Raw genomic sequence first — 17,270 nt, 5'->3', positions numbered from 1 at the left:
TGATTTCTTTTAAAGTATGGGAAGCTTATAAAACACGTTGCATGTGGAGGATTACATTACTCCAATAACCCGAGTCGAGGTCACTGATCTGAACTCCGGGTTCACCCCAAGTGTGGATAAACTTTCCGTCTCCAATGTAAATACCGACATGACCAGGTATAGCATCACTTTCAAATCGGCCGGGAACGGTAAAAAAGATAAGATCCCCTACATCCAGTTCGCTTCGACTTACACGAGTACCTAAATTATCTTGATCTTTAGCTAAACGAGGTAAGCTGACACCGAATTTTTTGAAAACATGCCTTGTAAAAGAAGAGCAATCAAATTTTTTGGTTTCTTCATAAGATCCAGCGCCAAAGTCGTAGGGTACACCTAAGAAATTTTTGGCAAAAGCGACTAACTCCTTTTTATCCGCTTCAGAAATACTTTGAATGCGTAAAGATTTAGATTCACTCGTGGATTCGACCGTCGATAATTTTTCGATAGTCTTACGTTCGGACGGTGTAGCAATGTTTATCTCACCCGACTGGGGATTCCAGCCTACTTCTGTTTGCAGAAATTTGGACAAGGCTAAAGGGGTGATATAGATTTGCCCTTCTTGCCGTCTAGGGGCTTGTGGCAGTGTGATTTTTTCCCCAAGTGAGAATACCTGTGGTGAGCCAGGGCGCAGCATATACATAACATCGCTATAACCGATTTTAGTGTATCCATCACTAGAACCATCATCTTTCATCCGATATCCGAGCGAAGTAACCGCAGGCTTAAGTGGAATCCAATACTTTCCCTGAGCGTCGGTAATTGCAGATTGTTCATAATAACTGGAGGCATTTGTTCCATCAGGAGTTAGCGCGTTAACCTTAGGTTTTTGCGATTGAGATGAATAACCGCAGGATGAACTCGTTAAAGCGACAGCAAGCAATACAGTAGCGGTGGTTAGTAGTCTTTTGTGATTATTAGCCATTTAACACGCTCCATCTTCAAACTGTAAATTCAGTTTGTGCAGGGCGATTTTTTTTATGTAAAAGAAACGAAGGCAATCGCTGTAAGAGACAACCAAGCATTACCTGTTTTGATGTCATATATTCTTCAGAATTTGAAATCTATGGAAATATGATAAGTGATTGACGGATAAACAACCTCCATATAATATAGGTTTAATAGATTTCTATCATTAATGTGAGGTACGTGTAAGCTTATGCTTTAATGCTTTTATCGATAAAAGTGATAATGCTGAGTCGCTCACCTTGATGTATGCGTTAATAAACTAATGAAATGGGGTACTTTGATGAAAAAGAGAAACATTTTGGTGGGATTAAGCTTATGCTTCATGCTCGTAGCAGCTGGTTGTGGTAACAATAACACTGCGGGAAACGCAGGAAATGCAGCGAATTCCGGTAATTCCCCTACGAATGCAGGAGCAGCAGATTCAAAAACGTACAAAATTGCGATCTCGCAATATGTGGAGCACCCCTCACTTGATGCTACACGTGAAGGAATTCTCGCTGCTTTGAAGGATGCAGGAATCGTTGAAGGTGAGAACCTGAAGGTTGACCTTGAGAATGCTCAGGCTGATCAAGCGAATAACTTGTCCATTGCTCAAAAGATTGCCGCTGACTCTAATGATTTGGTATTGGCAATTGCAACGCCTTCCGCTCAATCAATTGTTCAAGCACTCAGCAAAGCAAGTAAGGATACACCGATTTTATTCGCAGCAGTAACTGACCCACTCGACGCGAAGATTGTCACGGATCTGGAGCATCCAGGTGGCAATGTATCAGGGGTATCGGACACCAATCCCGAAGCGATTAACAGATTAATGCAATTTATAGCTACCCAATTTCCTAACGTGAAAAAGCTGGGCATCGTTATTAATGAAGGTGAACCAAATGCAGTAATTATGGCTGAGATTGCTAAAAAAGAGTTAGATAAACATGGAATCGAGCTAGTGAAGGCTGCCATCACGAATACCTCTGAAGTCAAACAAGCTGCAGAATCACTTGTGGGTCGTGTAGATGCATTCTACATTACTTTGGATAACACAGTCGTAAGTGCAGTGGATACCATTATTCAAACAGCTAATGACAAGAAAATTCCCTTCTTCTCCAGTGACCGTGATACGGTTGAAAAGGGAGCTTTCGCCACCGTTGGTTTTAAATATTTCGATCATGGCTATCAAGTGGGTCAAATGGCCGTGGATATTTTGAAAAATGGTAAAAAGCCAGCTGATATGAAAGTAACCATGCAAGAAAAACTCGATCTCATTCTTAACCTGAAATCTGCAGCAGCGCAAGGCATAGAAGTGACTGATGCAATGAAGGCAGAAGTTGCCGATCAAGCTAACAATATTATTCAATAAGCCATTATATAGGGGGCGATTTCGTGAGAACGCCCCTTTCCGCTCGAAGGAGGAAGTCATCTATGTTAAATTCGATGCTCGGGGCCGTTGAAATGGGACTGCTTTACGCATTTATGGCTTTAGGTGTATACATTACCTTTCGTATTCTTGATTTCCCTGATTTGACTGTAGATGGGAGCTTTACCACTGGTGGTGCCATTGCCGCTGTTATGATTACTAACGGTTATGCACCATGGCTTGCTACCCTGGCCGCTATTGCTGGTGGAATGCTGGCAGGAATGTGTACGGGCCTATTACATACGAAAGGCAAGATTAATGGACTGTTATCCGGGATTCTGATGATGATTGCACTCTATTCCATTAATCTGCGGATATTTGGTGGCAAACCGAACTGGTCTTTAATGGGCGACACTACCTTGTTCACTTCCATTGATCCTCTGCTCGTACTGCCGTTTGTAGTTATTTTTGTGAAAATAGTAATGGATTTATTCCTGCGTACAGATCTTGGACTTGCGCTGCGGGCTACCGGAGATAATGCAAGAATGATCCGTAGTCTGGGTGTGAACACGGATAATACCACTATTCTTGGTGTCAGTTTATCCAATGGAATGGTGGCGCTCTCGGGGGCGTTAATCACTCAGTATTCTACTTTTGCGGATTCCTCTATGGGTATTGGGATGATTGTAATCGGGTTAGCTTCGGTGATCATCGGTGAAGCCATATTCGGTGCTAGAAATGTATTTCGGGCCACATTGGCTGTTGTGCTCGGATCCATAGTTTACCGGATCGTAGTTGCTCTTGCCTTGCGGGTACCGTGGCTGAAAGCTTCGGATCTTAAGCTGATCACAGCAATTATCGTTATTTTCGCTCTTGTATTCCCGTCGATTCAGCGTTTCCTGAAGCAGAAGAATATGGCGCGGAGGCGTTCCGTTGAATTAGCTGAGCAGGCGCTAAGCAGCAAGAGAGGAGGCACCATCGATGCTTAAACTGGAGAACGTATCTAAGCTGTTCAATCCCGGAACACCCGATGAGAAAATAGCGCTGCTCGGCATTGACTTGGAGCTTCTTCCCGGTGATTTTGTCACCATCATTGGAAGTAATGGAGCTGGTAAATCTACGTTGATGAACATTATTTCCGGTGTCATGAAGCCGGATCTGGGTACAGCCAGCATTGAGGGAAATTCAATCAGCCATTTGGCGGAATTTCAACGGAGTCGTTGGATTGGCCGTGTCTTTCAGGACCCAATGGCGGGTACGGCTCCACATATGACGATTGAAGAAAATTTAGCTATGGCTTATAAAAGAGGCAAAAGCAGAGGGTTAACCTTTGGCGTAAATAAAGCTAAAAGAGCTTTGTTTCGCAATGAGCTAAGCCGTCTGGGGATTGGGCTGGAGGATCGCCTGCGGGCAAAAGTAGGGTTGTTGTCAGGTGGAGAGAGACAAGCGCTAAGTCTGCTAATGGCGACCTTTACTCAACCGCAAATTTTACTTTTAGATGAACATACAGCAGCCCTTGACCCTTCTCGTGCGGAGCTGATTACTAAACTTACAGAGTCCATTGTCCGTGAGATGAAGTTAACCACCCTAATGGTTACTCATAACATGGAACAGGCCATTCGTCTTGGCAATCGTCTGATCATGATGGATAAGGGCCGTATTATTTTGGATATCGATGAGGAACGTAAAAAAGATCTTACTGTAGAACGGCTGCTCGGAGAATTCGAGACAATCAGCGGACATAAATTGGCAGATGACCGAATGATGCTTGGCTAGTCAGTTGTAGGTGTGAAGGTAGCTCAATATAAGGGCTTGAAGTGAAGTCTGATTCTGGATTTCATTTCGAGCCCTTTTTTACATAGGAATTTTTTCGCCGAGCCATTATACTATCCTTATCTTTCAGTTCACGTAAATTTACCCAAATGGAACATTATGGTTTATAATGGAATTATAGTGATAATAAATGAAAATTATCATATTTAGGGAGCGGAGAATGCAGATGATTTGGAAAAATGTTAGCGCTTACAGAAGTTCGGGCATTTTCAACAAAATGATACTGATTATTTCCTTTTTGCTTCTACTTTCCTTTTTATTCTCTTTGACCGTTTTACAATATGTGTATCGTATCTATGACAAGCAAATTTATGAAAAGGCCTCTGAGGTACTGGGGATGTCCTCCATTAGCATCGAAAATGCCCTAAGAGAATTGGATCAGCTTTCTTTTACAGTGGTGTCTGATGAGCAAATTCAAGAATGCCTGCGCCAATTGCAGAATGATCCACAGCCTTATGAAAGACAAGTTCTACATAACAAGATCATAAACAGGCTGGTTGCTTTTGCAGGGGCAGAGAAATACGTTTATTCCATGATGCTGATGGATACGAGTGGCGGAGTAATGACTGCGGGCAATCGTGAAGGAGTATCACAGGATCTGCAGGATCAGTTAAAGCCGTTAGCTGCGGAAGCTAGCGGGAGTATAGTGTGGTATCCGCAAGGAAACAGAAATTCACTTTTGGCGGTTCGGCAGATTAAATCTTATACAGGGTCAACGTTTACGCTGGATGATCTGGGAACACTCGTGATCCGTATTCGGATCGATCTAATCATTGCGGATAGTACGAGCGATACTGACCAATTAATCGCAGTTGATGCCACGACGGGACAGGCAATCTATCCTGAAACACCGATTCTTTTGCCAGAAGAGCTTAAAGAAGAGACAGAACGTCCGGAGCTATATCGCACGGCCAAATATCAAGAAGGTACTTATTTTATAACCAAGACGAAATCATCTTATATAGATTGGATCTACATCAATGCCACTCCATTTAATGAGATGTTCAAACATATTACTTTTGTCAAAAAGCTGGTCGTCATCATATTCGCACTAATCTTATTAATTGGTCTCCTTTTAGGCTACAGGCTTGCTCGCAGTATTGTACGTCCGATCTCTAAGTTGACCAAAAAAATGAAGCAAATCGAGAAAGGCGATCTGGACAATCTGGAGGAACAGTCATTAGGTGTGGTTTCACAGACTGCGCAGGACGAGGTTAGTCAGCTAAACCGGACTTTTAAAATGATGATCCGCAGGATCAGAGAGCTTATTGATGAGAACTATGCGAAGCAGCTGATTATTAGAGAGACAGAGCTAAAAGCTTTGCAGGCACAGATTAATCCGCATTTTTTGTACAATACACTGGAATCGATCAACTGGTTAGCCAAAATGAACAAACAAGCCAAAATCTCAGAAATGGTAGAAGCCCTCGGTTACTTGTTCCGCAGCTCTATTGGTCTAAAGGATCCGCTGATTACACTTGAAAAAGAGATCACTATCGTGCGCAATTATGTCATTATCCAGAAAACACGGTTTGATGAGAGGCTTGATTTCCGGATGGATGTACCTGAACATCTGCATGACGCTTTGATTCCGAAGCTGACCTTGCAGCCTTTAATCGAAAATGCTATCCGCTATGCACTAGAGCCTAATATTGAACCGTGTACCATTTCTATAACAGTTAGTGAAGATGAGCAGGGGCTCGATATCAGAGTCAGTGATAATGGACCGGGAATGAGCGCTGAATTTATCAAAGATTTGCAGATGGGAAGAGTTAAGACACGTGGAGAAGGCATCGGCTTAGCTAACATCGCGGAACGGATTCAAATCGTCTTTGGCCCTGAATGGGGTACAGTCATAGAAAGTGAGCCGGGTCAAGGAACAACTATACATGTGCGTATACCTTACTTAAAAGGAGTGCTAGAGAATGTATAAACTGCTGCTGGTGGACGATGAACGCTTGATTCTGGAAGGGATATCGCAGGTTGTGGACTGGGGACGAGCGGGAACAGAGCTTGTAGGCACGGCGTGGAACGGGATTGAGGCTTTGGTAAAAATAGAGGAGCTTAGCCCCGAAATTGTGATCACGGATATTTCTATGCCTGGTTTAGATGGTTTGGGACTGGTGCAAAAATGCAGTGAACGATTTCCAGACGTGAAATTCGTTATGCTGACTGGTTATAAGGATTTTGATTATGCTTGTATTGCTATGCAGAACGGGGTCAAACATTATCTTTTAAAGCCGTGCAATGAGAATCAGATCCATGAAGCGCTGGTTGAGCTGGTAGCAGAGCTCGATGAACAGAAGAGCCGGGGCGAATTCGTAAATAGCATGAAACAACGTCTTCAGAAGGTATTGCCCCATGTGAAAGAACAATTTTTGAAGGAATGGATCTCTAACAAAACTTATGGAAGTCAGGATCTAGAGTACTATCAGGAATTATTCGGCATTGAACTCAATGACAAAACGGTACGCTTGCTCCTGTTCCGACTAGAAGGTTCTTACGAATATGAGCAATTGTTCGCTCTGCAAAATATTGCCCAGGACGTACTTCAGGAAACACTCCTGAGTGCGACGATAGGCGGTCATTTATTAATATTACTGGAAGACGAAGGAAATACGGTGCAGAATAGCCCCTTGCTTAAACGTATCGCTGAAGTAAGAGAGGTATTCTGCAAGTTTTATAAAATGGATGTGACAATCGCGATTAGTGATGCTGACCTTATGATTCATTCCCGGAGATTGTATCGTCAGACCTTGCAATGCCTGAACCATCGTTTTTATTTGGAGGCGGGCGGTTTGATTACCGGGAGTGATATCCCAAGTGATGAGCTAAGTGGAAGAAATGATATCGAGCTAGATGAAGAGCATATTTGTCTACTTATAAAAGCAGGCGATCAAAATACGGTAGAGCTGGAATTGGAACGATTATTCAACTTGCTCGCGGATGAACGGTTAGATATTAACGTGACGCGTTCATATGTTTTACAGTTATATTCCGCTATGATTCGTTTAGCAGTCCCTGATGAAAGAAATAGCTTCACATCGGGCTTGGCGGAGCTTGCCGAAATTAGAACCTTGGGAGGTTTAAAAGCATACGTCAAAGAGGCAGCGGTTCGCTTAACAGCGATGTATGACCGACATTTTAGTTCCCGGCAATCGCTTATTGTAGACAAAATGTTCAAAATTATCGCAGAGGATTACAAGAATGCAGAGCTGTCGCTTAGCTCGGTCGCTGCTGAAATGTTATATATGAATCCCGACTATCTCGGCAAAATATTCAAGAAAATTACCGGAGAGAAATTCTCGAATTACGTAACCAATTACCGGATTGCTAAAGCATCGGAGCATATTTTGAGAAGTGGGGATGTAAGAGTATTTGAGCTGGCTGAAATGTTCGGCTTCGGTGGAAATGCACAATATTTCAGTCAGGTTTTTAAAAAAGTAACCGGCCAGACCCCTACAGATTTCATGAAACCCCCTCAAGCGAACTGATTATTGAACAAACAAGACGGTTTTTTGTATTCAATAATCACGGAATATTTGAGAAAATTTAACCAATGAAAGCGCTACCTAAAGGGATCAGAGCCTTTACACTATCATAGGAAAAGGGGACATGAAATTGAAAAAGAGATTCGCTTTACTAGCCGTACCATTATTGTTGTCGTCGATGTTAGCTGGTTGTGGAGGTAACAACAATAACAATGCTGCTGCTACGGATTCCGCTACAAATACTCCTTCGGAGACGAAACCTGCGGCCACGACCTCAGCAGAACCAGTAACCCTGCGTATCGCATGGTGGGGTGGAGATACAAGACATTCTTATACACAACAAGTTATTGATATGTATGAAGCCAAATATCCGAATGTAACCATTGAGCCTGAATATGCATCCTTTGATGATTACTGGAAAAAGCTTGCTCCGCAAGCTGCTGCAAATAGACTTCCTGATATCGTTCAAATGGATATTTCCTATATTAATCAATATGGATCTAACGGACAGCTCGAAGATTTGAAACCTTATTTGAACTCTCAGATTCAAGTCGGCGATGTGAATGAGAACGTGCTGAGTACTGGAGTGATCGGTGAGAAGCAATACGGAATTCCGTTAGGGGTTAACGTACTTGGTTTTCAATATGATCCAGAATTGCTGAAAAAGGCAGGTGTTGATTCTATCCCAGAGAACTGGACTTGGGATCAATACAAGGAAATCGCCGCGAAAGCTAAGTCGGCTGGACTGTATATGGACGGTTCCATGGCAGCAGACGTGTTCTTCAACTATTATCTGCGTACAAAAGGGCTGGCACTCTATAACAATGATGGTTCCGCACTTGGCTATGAGGACGATGCGTTGTTCACTGACTTTTTCGGAATGTTGTCTGGTTTGATTAAAGATGGAGCGGTCCCATCACAAGACAAACTGAGCCAAAATAAAGGGGTTATTGAAGAGTCGGATATTGTTAAAGGGACAGGTATCGGTGTATGGCAATGGTCGAACCAATACGTTGCTTTGCAAATCGCTGTAAATCGTCCTATGGAGCTGGCACAAATGCCTGGTCCAGATATGGATAAAGGGCTTTACATGCAGCCAAGTATGTACTGGTCAATTACTTCTAACTCTAAAGTGAAGGAAGAAGCAGCGAAGTTCGTTGATTTCTGGATTAATGATGTGGAAGCTAACAACCTGATCAAAGGTGAACGCGGAGTACCGATTTCAAGCAAAATCAAAGAATCTGTAGCTACACAATTAACTGATTCCGGTAAGCAAGTATTTAAGTTTGTTGCTGACATGGAGCCTACTACTTCACCTATGAGTCCACCGGTAGGTTCCCCAGAGGTTGTAGCCCTGCTTACAGACCTTGCTGAACAAATGAACTTCGGAAAAATAGACCCAGCAGCAGCAGCAGCACAGTTCCGAAAAGAAGCGAACTCTATTCTCTCCAGCCGTTAATCGTAGGGTAACAGATAACTATACTGCGTCTCACATGGGAAACGGCATGCCATTTCGCTAGGCGGCATCCCGTTTCCCATATTATTCACATAAAAAGGAGTTGGAGACCCTTGGCATTAACGAATCCCCTACCTTCGAATCCATTGGCTGTTAAGAAAAAGAACCTCACCGGCCGGCGGTTACGAAGCAACCTTACAGGATATGCCTTCATCAGTCCGTTCGTCATTGGCTTCCTTTGCTTCACACTGATCCCGATGATCATTTCGCTGTATCTTTCTTTTACCAAATACAATTTATTCGCTCCACCTAAGTGGATTGGATTTGATAATTACATCAAAATGTTCTCAAATGACCCGAAATATTTGCATTCACTAAAGGTAACGTTGCTTTACGTATTTATCGGTGTGCCTTTACGTCTAACCTTCGCATTATTTGTGGCCATGATTCTAAATACGAAATCACGTATGGTAGGAGCCTATCGGACAACTTATTATTTACCTTCTATTATAGGGGGTAGTGTGGCGGTCTCCATCATGTGGCGTAATATTTTTAGTGATACAGGAATTATTAACGGCATGCTTGGCTTTTTCGGAATTGGACCGGTAAGTTGGTTTGGCAATCCGAACGCTGCGCTTATCATGTTGATAACTCTATCTGTGTGGCAGTTTGGCTCATCCATGTTGATCTTTCTTGCAGGTCTTAAAAATATTCCTGGTGAAATGTATGAGGCAGCTAGTGTGGATGGAGCCGGATTCTTCAGAAAGTTCTTCAAGATTACTATGCCACTCTTAAGTTCAGTGATTCTGTTTAATCTAGTTATGCAGACGATCAGCGCATTCATGACCTTTGTTCCAGCTTATATTATCTCTAAAGGTGAAGGCGGACCTATGGACGGCACTATGTTGTATTCTCTCTATTTATTCCGTCAGGCCTTTATGTTTAATAATATGGGTTATGCTTCGGCTATGGCTTGGGTAATGTTGTTGCTTGTCGGCATCATGACCGGAATCTTGTTCAAGACATCCAAATCGTGGGTCTTCTACGAGTCGGAAGGAGGAAAATAATCCATGGCGAAAATTAAACTGAAATGGCCGCTTTATCACATCCTTATAGGTGGCCTCGCTATCGTTATGCTGTATCCGATTCTGTGGATGATCATGAGTTCTTTTAAAGAGAGCCGGCTTGTGTTTGTTACAGCGCAGCACCTTATACCTGATCCATGGGAATGGGGGAACTATGCTAAAGGCTGGGAAGGTATTGCAGGTTACTCCTTTGGTGTCTTCATCAAGAACTCTTTTGTAATTGTTATTGTCGCAACACTGGGCGCAGTCATTTCATCTTCACTGGTTGCCTTCGGTTTTGCCCGCAATAAATTTGTAGGCCATGGCTTATGGTTCGGAATCATGATGATGACCCTGATGCTTCCTTCCGATGTGGTGCTCGTCCCTCAATACATTATCTATGCCAAATTGGAATGGCTCGACAGTATCAAACCGATCGTTGTTCCACAGTTCTTCGGTGTCCCGTTTTTCATTTTCCTAATGCTGCAGTTTATTCGGACCATTCCTGTTGAACTTGATGAAGCGGCTACCATCGATGGTTGTGGGAAATTTGGACTTTATTTCAGAATTATACTTCCACTTATTCGTCCTTCTATGGCTACTGCGGCGATCTTCTCCTTCTATTGGCGCTGGGAAGACCTGCTTGGACCGGTATTGTACTTGAACTCACCTTCTAAATATACAGTTTCGATGGGGCTTAAAATGTTCCTGGACAGTGAGTCCGTATCCAACTGGGGTCCAATGTTCGCCATGTCTGTTCTAAGTTTGGCACCAGTCATGATTATCTTCTTTATCTTCCAAAAGCAGATTGTAGAAGGAATCAGCACCAGTGGTTTGAAAGGTTGATTTCAGCAAACGAATATAAATGTTTTAAATCTCTAATTAAGAAAGGTGCGGCTGAATTTGGATAGCTATCGTTTTGATTTTGGGATTAAGGAAGCTGAGCCTGGCTACACCAAAATTCGGCCGGACACATCTTATTCTAAGGGAATAGGGTATGGTTTCACTTCTGATTCCTCCGTCTTTGGTCGTTTCAGAGGGGGAACAGATATACTGCGAAGCGATTGCTGCATCCCACAGAAAGCAGTTTTTCTTCTGGATCTCCCGAATGGGATCTACCGTGTTACGATGCTGTTGGGTGATGCTCTGGCAGATACCAGCACATTTATCAAAGCTGGAGAAGGCAAGTTCGTATTGGACACGCTAAATGTGCCTGCGGGCCAATATTTGCGCGAATCCTTTGCAATTAGGGTTAAGGATGGGCAGCTAAAGCTATCGTTCTCGGGTGCGGCACCGCGTATTAACGCCTTGGACATTCAGATGGACAATGAAGCGCTAGTCTTATTTCTGGCGGGAGATTCCACGGTGACCGATCAAGGGGAAGAAGGTTACCCCTATGCGGGGTGGGGCCAACTGCTGCCACGCTGCTTCAAAGCCGGAATAGCTGTAGATAATCGAGCACTTTCTGGACGCAGTTCCAAGAGTTTTATTGAGGAAGGGCATTTGGAGGGCATTGCCGCAGATATCAGACCCAGAGATTATCTGTTCATCCAGTTTGGACATAATGATTCCAAAACTGATGATTTAAGACATACCGAGCCCTTTACTACATATAAAGAACATTTGCTCCGGTTGATTACAGTCGCCCGAGAAGCGGGGGCCTATCCGGTTCTTGTGAGCTCTGTACATCGGCGAAGATTTGATAGTGAAGAAGCAATTGTAGACACGCATGGAGATTATTTAATCGCCATGCGGGAACTCGCAGATACCGAGCAGGTTCCACTGATTGATTTAGCCGAGAAGAGCCGCAAGCTCTTTGAAGCTTATGGCTCAGAGGGCTCAAAAGATTTATTCATGTGGAGCTATCCAGGAGAATTTATTGCGCATCCAGGTGGGGTGCAGGATAATACACATTTTCAGATTTTAGGGGCTCGTCTTCTAGCTGAGCTTATAGTGGAAGGGATCCGGGAAGTTGGATTAAACGATCTCATCATTCATCTTCGTCAGGGAGAATAATAATCCTAAAGGAAAAGTAAATATCTGTCGGTTCAACTTCTGTATGCAAGGTTAAGGTTAAGGAAAGAACTTAACTGGAAGACTTGCATGATAAGAAGGAGGATATCACGATATGGCAGATAAAAAGCTTGTAGGTAAGGTTGCAGTTGTAACCGGAGGCGGCTCAGGAATTGGCCGGGCAACCGTGCTTGAGTTCGCACGTAACGGAGCCAAAGTTGTATTATTGGACAGAACTGTAGAAAATGCTGAAAAGGTTAGACAGCAAGTGGAGAAAGAGGGCGGAGAAGCCCTAGTTATCGAATGTGATGTTGCTGAACCACCACAAGTGGAAGCGGCGATAAATAAGGCGGCCGCGAAATGGGGTCGTCTTGATGTTGTTTTTGCCAACGCAGGGATTAATGGGGCGATGACGCCTATTGAAACGATGGATATTGAAGCTTGGGATCAGACCATTCATATTAACCTGCGTGGAACCTTCGCGACTGTTAAATATGCGATACCGCATCTAAAAGAAAGCGGAGGCAGCATCCTGATCAACAGCTCCATTAACGGAAATCGTGTATTTTCTAATGTTGGTTTTTCTGCTTACAGTACGACAAAGGCAGGACAGGTTGCTTTTATGAAAATGGCGGCACTGGAACTGGCTCAATTTCAAATCCGCGTAAATGCGATCTGTCCTGGGGCTATAAAGACCAATATAGATGACAACACTTTTCCATCAGAGGATCTGAAAGAAGTGAAAATCCCAGTAGAATTTCCTGAGGGAGATCAACCGTTGGAAGAAGGTCCGGGGCGACCTGATCAAGTAGCGAAGCTGGCGCTGTTTCTGGCGTCTGAAGATTCAGATCATATTACGGGGACGGAAATTTATTGTGACGGTGCAGAGTCGCTTCTGCACGGTTAGTTTTTCAACATAATCTTGGCCTCTCATAACGGATTCCATCCTCGTCGCTATGCCGGACCACACGGGTCGAAAGAGCATATGCGCTGAGGATGGTTATGCCGTTTTTTGTTGTAAAATAAAGCTAATCATTATCTCCAATTTCCGTTATAATGGAGTATCTCTGGAGAAAGGAGATTGCGATATGGATTTTCAATTGGAATCATTAATGAAGTTACTAGTGGCCATGCTGTTCGGGCTGTTCATCGGGATTGACCGACAGATCAAGCAGAAACCGCTGGGGATACGGACCAGTATGGTCATAAGCATTGCGAGCTGTCTTGTCACAGTGGTGTCTATCCATGCCTTTGATAAGTTCGCAGGACCAGAGCATCCCAACATGGACCCAATGCGGCTTGCGGCTCAGATTGTCAGCGGGATTGGTTTTTTGGGTGCGGGTGTTATTCTGCGTAGAGGCGGAGATGCCATTTCGGGCCTTACTTCGGCAGCACTCATCTGGACAGCTTCTGGAATTGGTATAGCTGTGGGTGCGGGATTCTATATTGAGGCAGCATATGCGGTTATTCTGCTGATGTTTGCTGTGAATTTAGTTCCTCATTTAATCCGTTCGCTAGGACCAGAAGTACTGAATAAACATGAAGTTTCAGTGAGGATCATTATGGAAGCTAATTTTGTGCTTACAGAAGTGATCCAAAAAATCGAGCGGCCTCAGGTCAGCTCGCAGCGCAGTACTAGAGGTCCATCCCGAGCGATTCGAAGAATGAAAATTAAAGATTTGGAAGATGGCAGACAAATGATCGATATGGTGATCTCAGCACCGGATCGGGATTACGCAACAGAAATCTATTACGATGTGAAGAAAATTGAACATGTAATGAGCGTAGAAGTGGAGCAATTGTAAAAAGAGCATGTCACCTCATGACTAGATGTGGTAATCTATCAAGTGGAGACAATTATCAGACACTGGAAGGGAGAACAATATATTATGTCAATCACAGCGTATGAAGGACAATATGAAGGAGAAGCAGCTATCTGGTTGAAAGCCGGTCGTTATGAGGCAGCTATTCTGCCAGGTATTGGCGGCAACCTGATCTGTTTCCGTGATACCGAAAACGGATATCGCTTCCTGCATGAGCCTGGAGCTGAAGAAATGGAAGCCTTTAAGGCAAGTCCGGGGATTCACGGAATTCCTGTATTATTTCCTCCAAATCGTTATGAGGATGGTAAATTTCCATGGAATGGTCAAACTTATCAATTCCCAGTAAATGAAGTTGCAACGGGCAACCATTTACACGGATTTTTACATACTGCAGCTTGGGAAGTCGAAGAATTTGGCAGCGGTAAGACTGAAAGCTTCGTAACCGTATTCATCAAGGTGGATGAGAATCATCCTTCTTATCAGTATTTGCCACATAAGTATACGATCAAATTGCGTTATACCCTCGGCGAAGGAGGATTATCTCAACAGGTGCTGGTACACAATGATGGAGAAGATGTGATGCCTTGCTTGCTGGCATTCCACACTGCCATTAACGCACCTTTCGCACCAGAAAGCAGTGCACAAGATTACCGCGTAAAAGCTACTATTGGCGAGCGCTGGGAGCTCAACGACCGTATGCTGCCAACAGGCAAATTCCAGGCGTTGGAGCCAGGAGAAGTTCAGCTTCGTGAAGAAGGTGTGAATCCATATTTTGCATCGATGGACAATCACTACACGGCTGTACCTCAGAACGGACGCAACCGGATGGAGCTTACCGATAGCAAAGCTGGAGTAACCTTGGTGTACGATGTAGGGACTTCGTACAAACAATGGATGATCTGGAATAATGGTGCTACAGAACAGTTCTTCTGCCCTGAGCCACAAATTAACTTGGTGAATGCGCCAATGGTAGATCTTCCTGCTGATGAAATCGGCTTGTTCAGCCTGAAACCAGGTGAATATTGGGAAGAGAGCAGCCGCCTGTACGTAAAATAGAGTTCATGTGAATATGAATAGGTTATAAAGAAGGGGGCTGTCTCAAACGTAGTTTTTCTACGATTAGACAGCCCCTTAAATTTATCTCTTACTAATAATCTCTTCATTAATCTGTTCAATGATGTCTTGGATACTCTTCGAACCAAGATCACCTTCACCACGTTTTCTTACAGAGACAGTGTCGGAATTTTTTTCGTTCTCTCCAAGTACAAGCATGTAAGGTGCTTTTTCAAGCTGAGCTTCACGAATTTTGTAGCCTAACTTCTCATTTCGGATATCTACTTCGACACGAATGCCAGCCTTCTCCATGTGATGCTTCACTTGCAGTGCATAGTCAACATAGTTCTCAGAGACTGGCAATAACTTCGCATGAACAGGTGCGAGCCACAGTGGGAAAGCCCCAGCGAAATGTTCAGTAATAATCCCCATAAAACGATCGATCGACCCATAAACAGCGCGATGGATTACGACCGGGCGATGTTTAAGATTATCTTCCCCGATGTAAGTAAGATCGAATTTCTCTGGCATTTGCCAATCTAGTTGGATTGTTCCACATTGCCAGCTTCGTTTTAGCGCATCTAAGATATGGAAATCAATCTTAGGTCCATAGAACGCGCCATCCCCTTCATTCACACGATATTCGATCCCGAGATTGTCTAATACATTTTGTAAAGATTGTTCAGCCTGATCCCATAATTCTTCAGATCCCATATAATCTGCCGGCCGAGTAGATAATTCAATCTTATACTCAAAGCCGAACACTTGATAAATATGGTCAATCAGTGAGATTACCCGTCTTATTTCATCCTCAATTTGCTCTGGCAACACGAAGAGGTGAGCATCATCCTGGCAGAAAGTGCGGACTCTCATCATCCCGTTCAGTGCTCCAGAATATTCATGGCGATGCACTTGACCGAATTCCGAGATACGGATAGGCAGTTCCCGGTAGGAATGCAGATTATTTTTGAAAATTAGCATATGCCCAGGGCAGTTCATCGGCTTAAGGGCAAATTTTGTTTCATCTACATCTGTGAAATACATATTGTCCTTGTAGTGATCCCAGTGTCCTGACTGCTCCCAAAGCCGATTGTTCATCATCAGCGGTGTACGAACTTCATCGTAATCTCTCTGTCTTTGTAATTCCCGGGCAAAGTTCTCAAGCTCTGTACGGATTGTCATTCCCTTGGGAAGATAGAAGGGCATGCCTGGAGCTTCTTCAGAGAACATGAACAACTCAAGTTCTTTGCCGAGCTTACGGTGGTCACGTTTTTTAGCTTCTTCAAGAAACAGTAAGTGTTCCTCTAACTGCGCTTTTTTAGGAAAGGCAGTTCCATAAATACGTTGCAGCATTTTGTTATTGGAATCTCCACGCCAGTAGGCACCCGCTACATTCAACAGCTTAAAGGCTTTGACCAAGCCAGTAGAGGGAAGATGTGGCCCACGGCAAAGATCGGAGAATTCACCTTGATCATAAATAGTTAATACTGTGTCTTCCGGCAGATCATGAATAAGCTCCAGCTTTAAAGGCTCATTCAGCTCTTCAAAAAGTTTAATGGCCTCTGCGCGGCTCACCACACGGCGGACAATCTGGTGATTCTCTTGGATGATTTTCGCCATTTCTTGTTCGATTGCAGCAAGATCATCAGTGGATAGAGGTTTCTCAATATCAATGTCATAGTAGAAGCCATCTTCGATAACAGGACCTATGCCTAGCTGGACAGCTTTATCTCCATATATACGTTTTATGGCCTGCGCCATGATATGTGCAGTACTGTGTCTATAAACCTCAAGACCGTCTTTGCTATCCAACGTAACAATATCGAGCCGGCAATCATGTTCGATCGCTTGGTTTAGATCAACAGATTTTCCATCAATTTTTCCAGCTACAGCATTTTTTTTCAGACTGGTACTTATGGCACCTGCTGCTTCTTTAATCGTTGTTCCTTGCAGTACCTCTCTAATTGTTCCATCTTGCAGTGTTACCTTGATCTTCATGATTTTAGCCTCCGTTTCTCAAATATTGTTAATTGTGAACGCAAAAAAACGCATCTCTCCCAGAAAGGGACGAGTGCGTTCAGCTCGTGGTTCCACCCTAATTCGACCTGTCATATAGACAGGACCTCATTGGTATCCGATATCGGGGATAAATCGGTGCCGCATACTACCGAAAAAACAAAGTTC

General features: G+C 43.6%; 14 protein-coding genes. 12 read left to right on the top strand and 2 right to left on the bottom strand.

What is annotated here, in order from left to right:
- Nucleotides 1-25 precede the first annotated feature (25 nt).
- On the bottom strand, nt 26-961 hold the full coding sequence (locus MHH63_RS15595) for a C40 family peptidase (RefSeq protein ID WP_076125886.1): 936 nt from the start codon (nt 959-961) through the stop codon (nt 26-28).
- Between the two features lie 324 nt (nt 962-1,285).
- On the opposite strand from MHH63_RS15595, the gene MHH63_RS15590 reads away from it, so the two are divergent.
- The 12 genes from MHH63_RS15590 (at nt 1,286) to MHH63_RS15535 (ending at nt 15,089) form a co-directional block, all read left to right on the top strand.
- Nucleotides 1,286-2,356: an ABC transporter substrate-binding protein gene (locus MHH63_RS15590; protein WP_341171765.1), complete on the top strand. Its 1,071-nt coding sequence runs from the start codon at nt 1,286-1,288 to the stop codon at nt 2,354-2,356.
- Between the two features lie 62 nt (nt 2,357-2,418).
- Complete coding sequence (locus MHH63_RS15585; protein WP_341171764.1) at nt 2,419-3,342, top strand: ABC transporter permease; 924 nt, start codon at nt 2,419-2,421, stop codon at nt 3,340-3,342.
- On the top strand, nt 3,335-4,129 hold the full coding sequence (locus tag MHH63_RS15580; protein ID WP_076125889.1) for an ABC transporter ATP-binding protein: 795 nt from the start codon (nt 3,335-3,337) through the stop codon (nt 4,127-4,129). Before MHH63_RS15585 ends, MHH63_RS15580 begins: the two co-directional genes overlap by 8 nt.
- Before the next feature lie 223 nt (nt 4,130-4,352).
- Entirely contained in the window at nt 4,353-6,119 is a 1,767-nt protein-coding gene (locus MHH63_RS15575) for a sensor histidine kinase (RefSeq protein ID WP_341171763.1), read from the top strand.
- Complete coding sequence (locus MHH63_RS15570) at nt 6,112-7,680, top strand: response regulator transcription factor (protein ID WP_076183420.1); 1,569 nt, start codon at nt 6,112-6,114, stop codon at nt 7,678-7,680. The genes MHH63_RS15575 and MHH63_RS15570 overlap by 8 nt, the downstream gene beginning before the upstream one ends.
- A gap of 121 nt (nt 7,681-7,801) precedes the next feature.
- Entirely contained in the window at nt 7,802-9,136 is a 1,335-nt protein-coding gene (locus MHH63_RS15565; protein WP_076125892.1) for an extracellular solute-binding protein, read from the top strand.
- A 143-nt stretch (nt 9,137-9,279) separates the two neighbouring features.
- A complete protein-coding gene (locus MHH63_RS15560) occupies nt 9,280-10,200 on the top strand; it encodes a carbohydrate ABC transporter permease (protein ID WP_076105030.1) in 921 nt (306 codons plus the stop codon).
- 3 nt (nt 10,201-10,203) lie between these two features.
- On the top strand, nt 10,204-11,043 hold the full coding sequence (locus MHH63_RS15555; RefSeq protein WP_038570347.1) for a carbohydrate ABC transporter permease: 840 nt from the start codon (nt 10,204-10,206) through the stop codon (nt 11,041-11,043).
- 57 nt (nt 11,044-11,100) lie between these two features.
- Nucleotides 11,101-12,213, top strand: coding sequence for a rhamnogalacturonan acetylesterase (locus MHH63_RS15550; RefSeq protein WP_341171762.1), 1,113 nt, complete (start codon nt 11,101-11,103; stop codon nt 12,211-12,213).
- A 112-nt stretch (nt 12,214-12,325) separates the two neighbouring features.
- Nucleotides 12,326-13,117 carry an SDR family oxidoreductase gene (locus MHH63_RS15545; protein ID WP_076105002.1) on the top strand — a complete coding sequence of 264 codons (792 nt, stop codon included), beginning with the start codon at nt 12,326-12,328 and terminating at the stop codon, nt 13,115-13,117.
- 181 nt (nt 13,118-13,298) lie between these two features.
- On the top strand, nt 13,299-14,015 hold the full coding sequence (locus MHH63_RS15540) for an MgtC/SapB family protein (protein WP_036686231.1): 717 nt from the start codon (nt 13,299-13,301) through the stop codon (nt 14,013-14,015).
- A gap of 84 nt (nt 14,016-14,099) precedes the next feature.
- Nucleotides 14,100-15,089, top strand: coding sequence for an aldose 1-epimerase (locus MHH63_RS15535; protein ID WP_076125895.1), 990 nt, complete (start codon nt 14,100-14,102; stop codon nt 15,087-15,089).
- Nucleotides 15,090-15,170: 81 nt separating this feature from the next.
- On the opposite strand, the gene thrS is transcribed toward MHH63_RS15535, so the two are convergent.
- On the bottom strand, nt 15,171-17,084 hold the full coding sequence (gene thrS / locus MHH63_RS15530) for a threonine--tRNA ligase (RefSeq protein ID WP_076125897.1): 1,914 nt from the start codon (nt 17,082-17,084) through the stop codon (nt 15,171-15,173).
- Nucleotides 17,085-17,270 lie beyond the last annotated feature (186 nt).

The sequence above is a fragment of the Paenibacillus sp. FSL H3-0310 genome (assembly GCF_038002785.1).
GTDB lineage: Bacteria > Bacillota > Bacilli > Paenibacillales > Paenibacillaceae > Paenibacillus_AQ > Paenibacillus_AQ odorifer.
The sequence above is the reverse complement of the archived record's forward strand: the minus strand, read 5'-3'. Positions and strand labels throughout refer to the sequence as shown.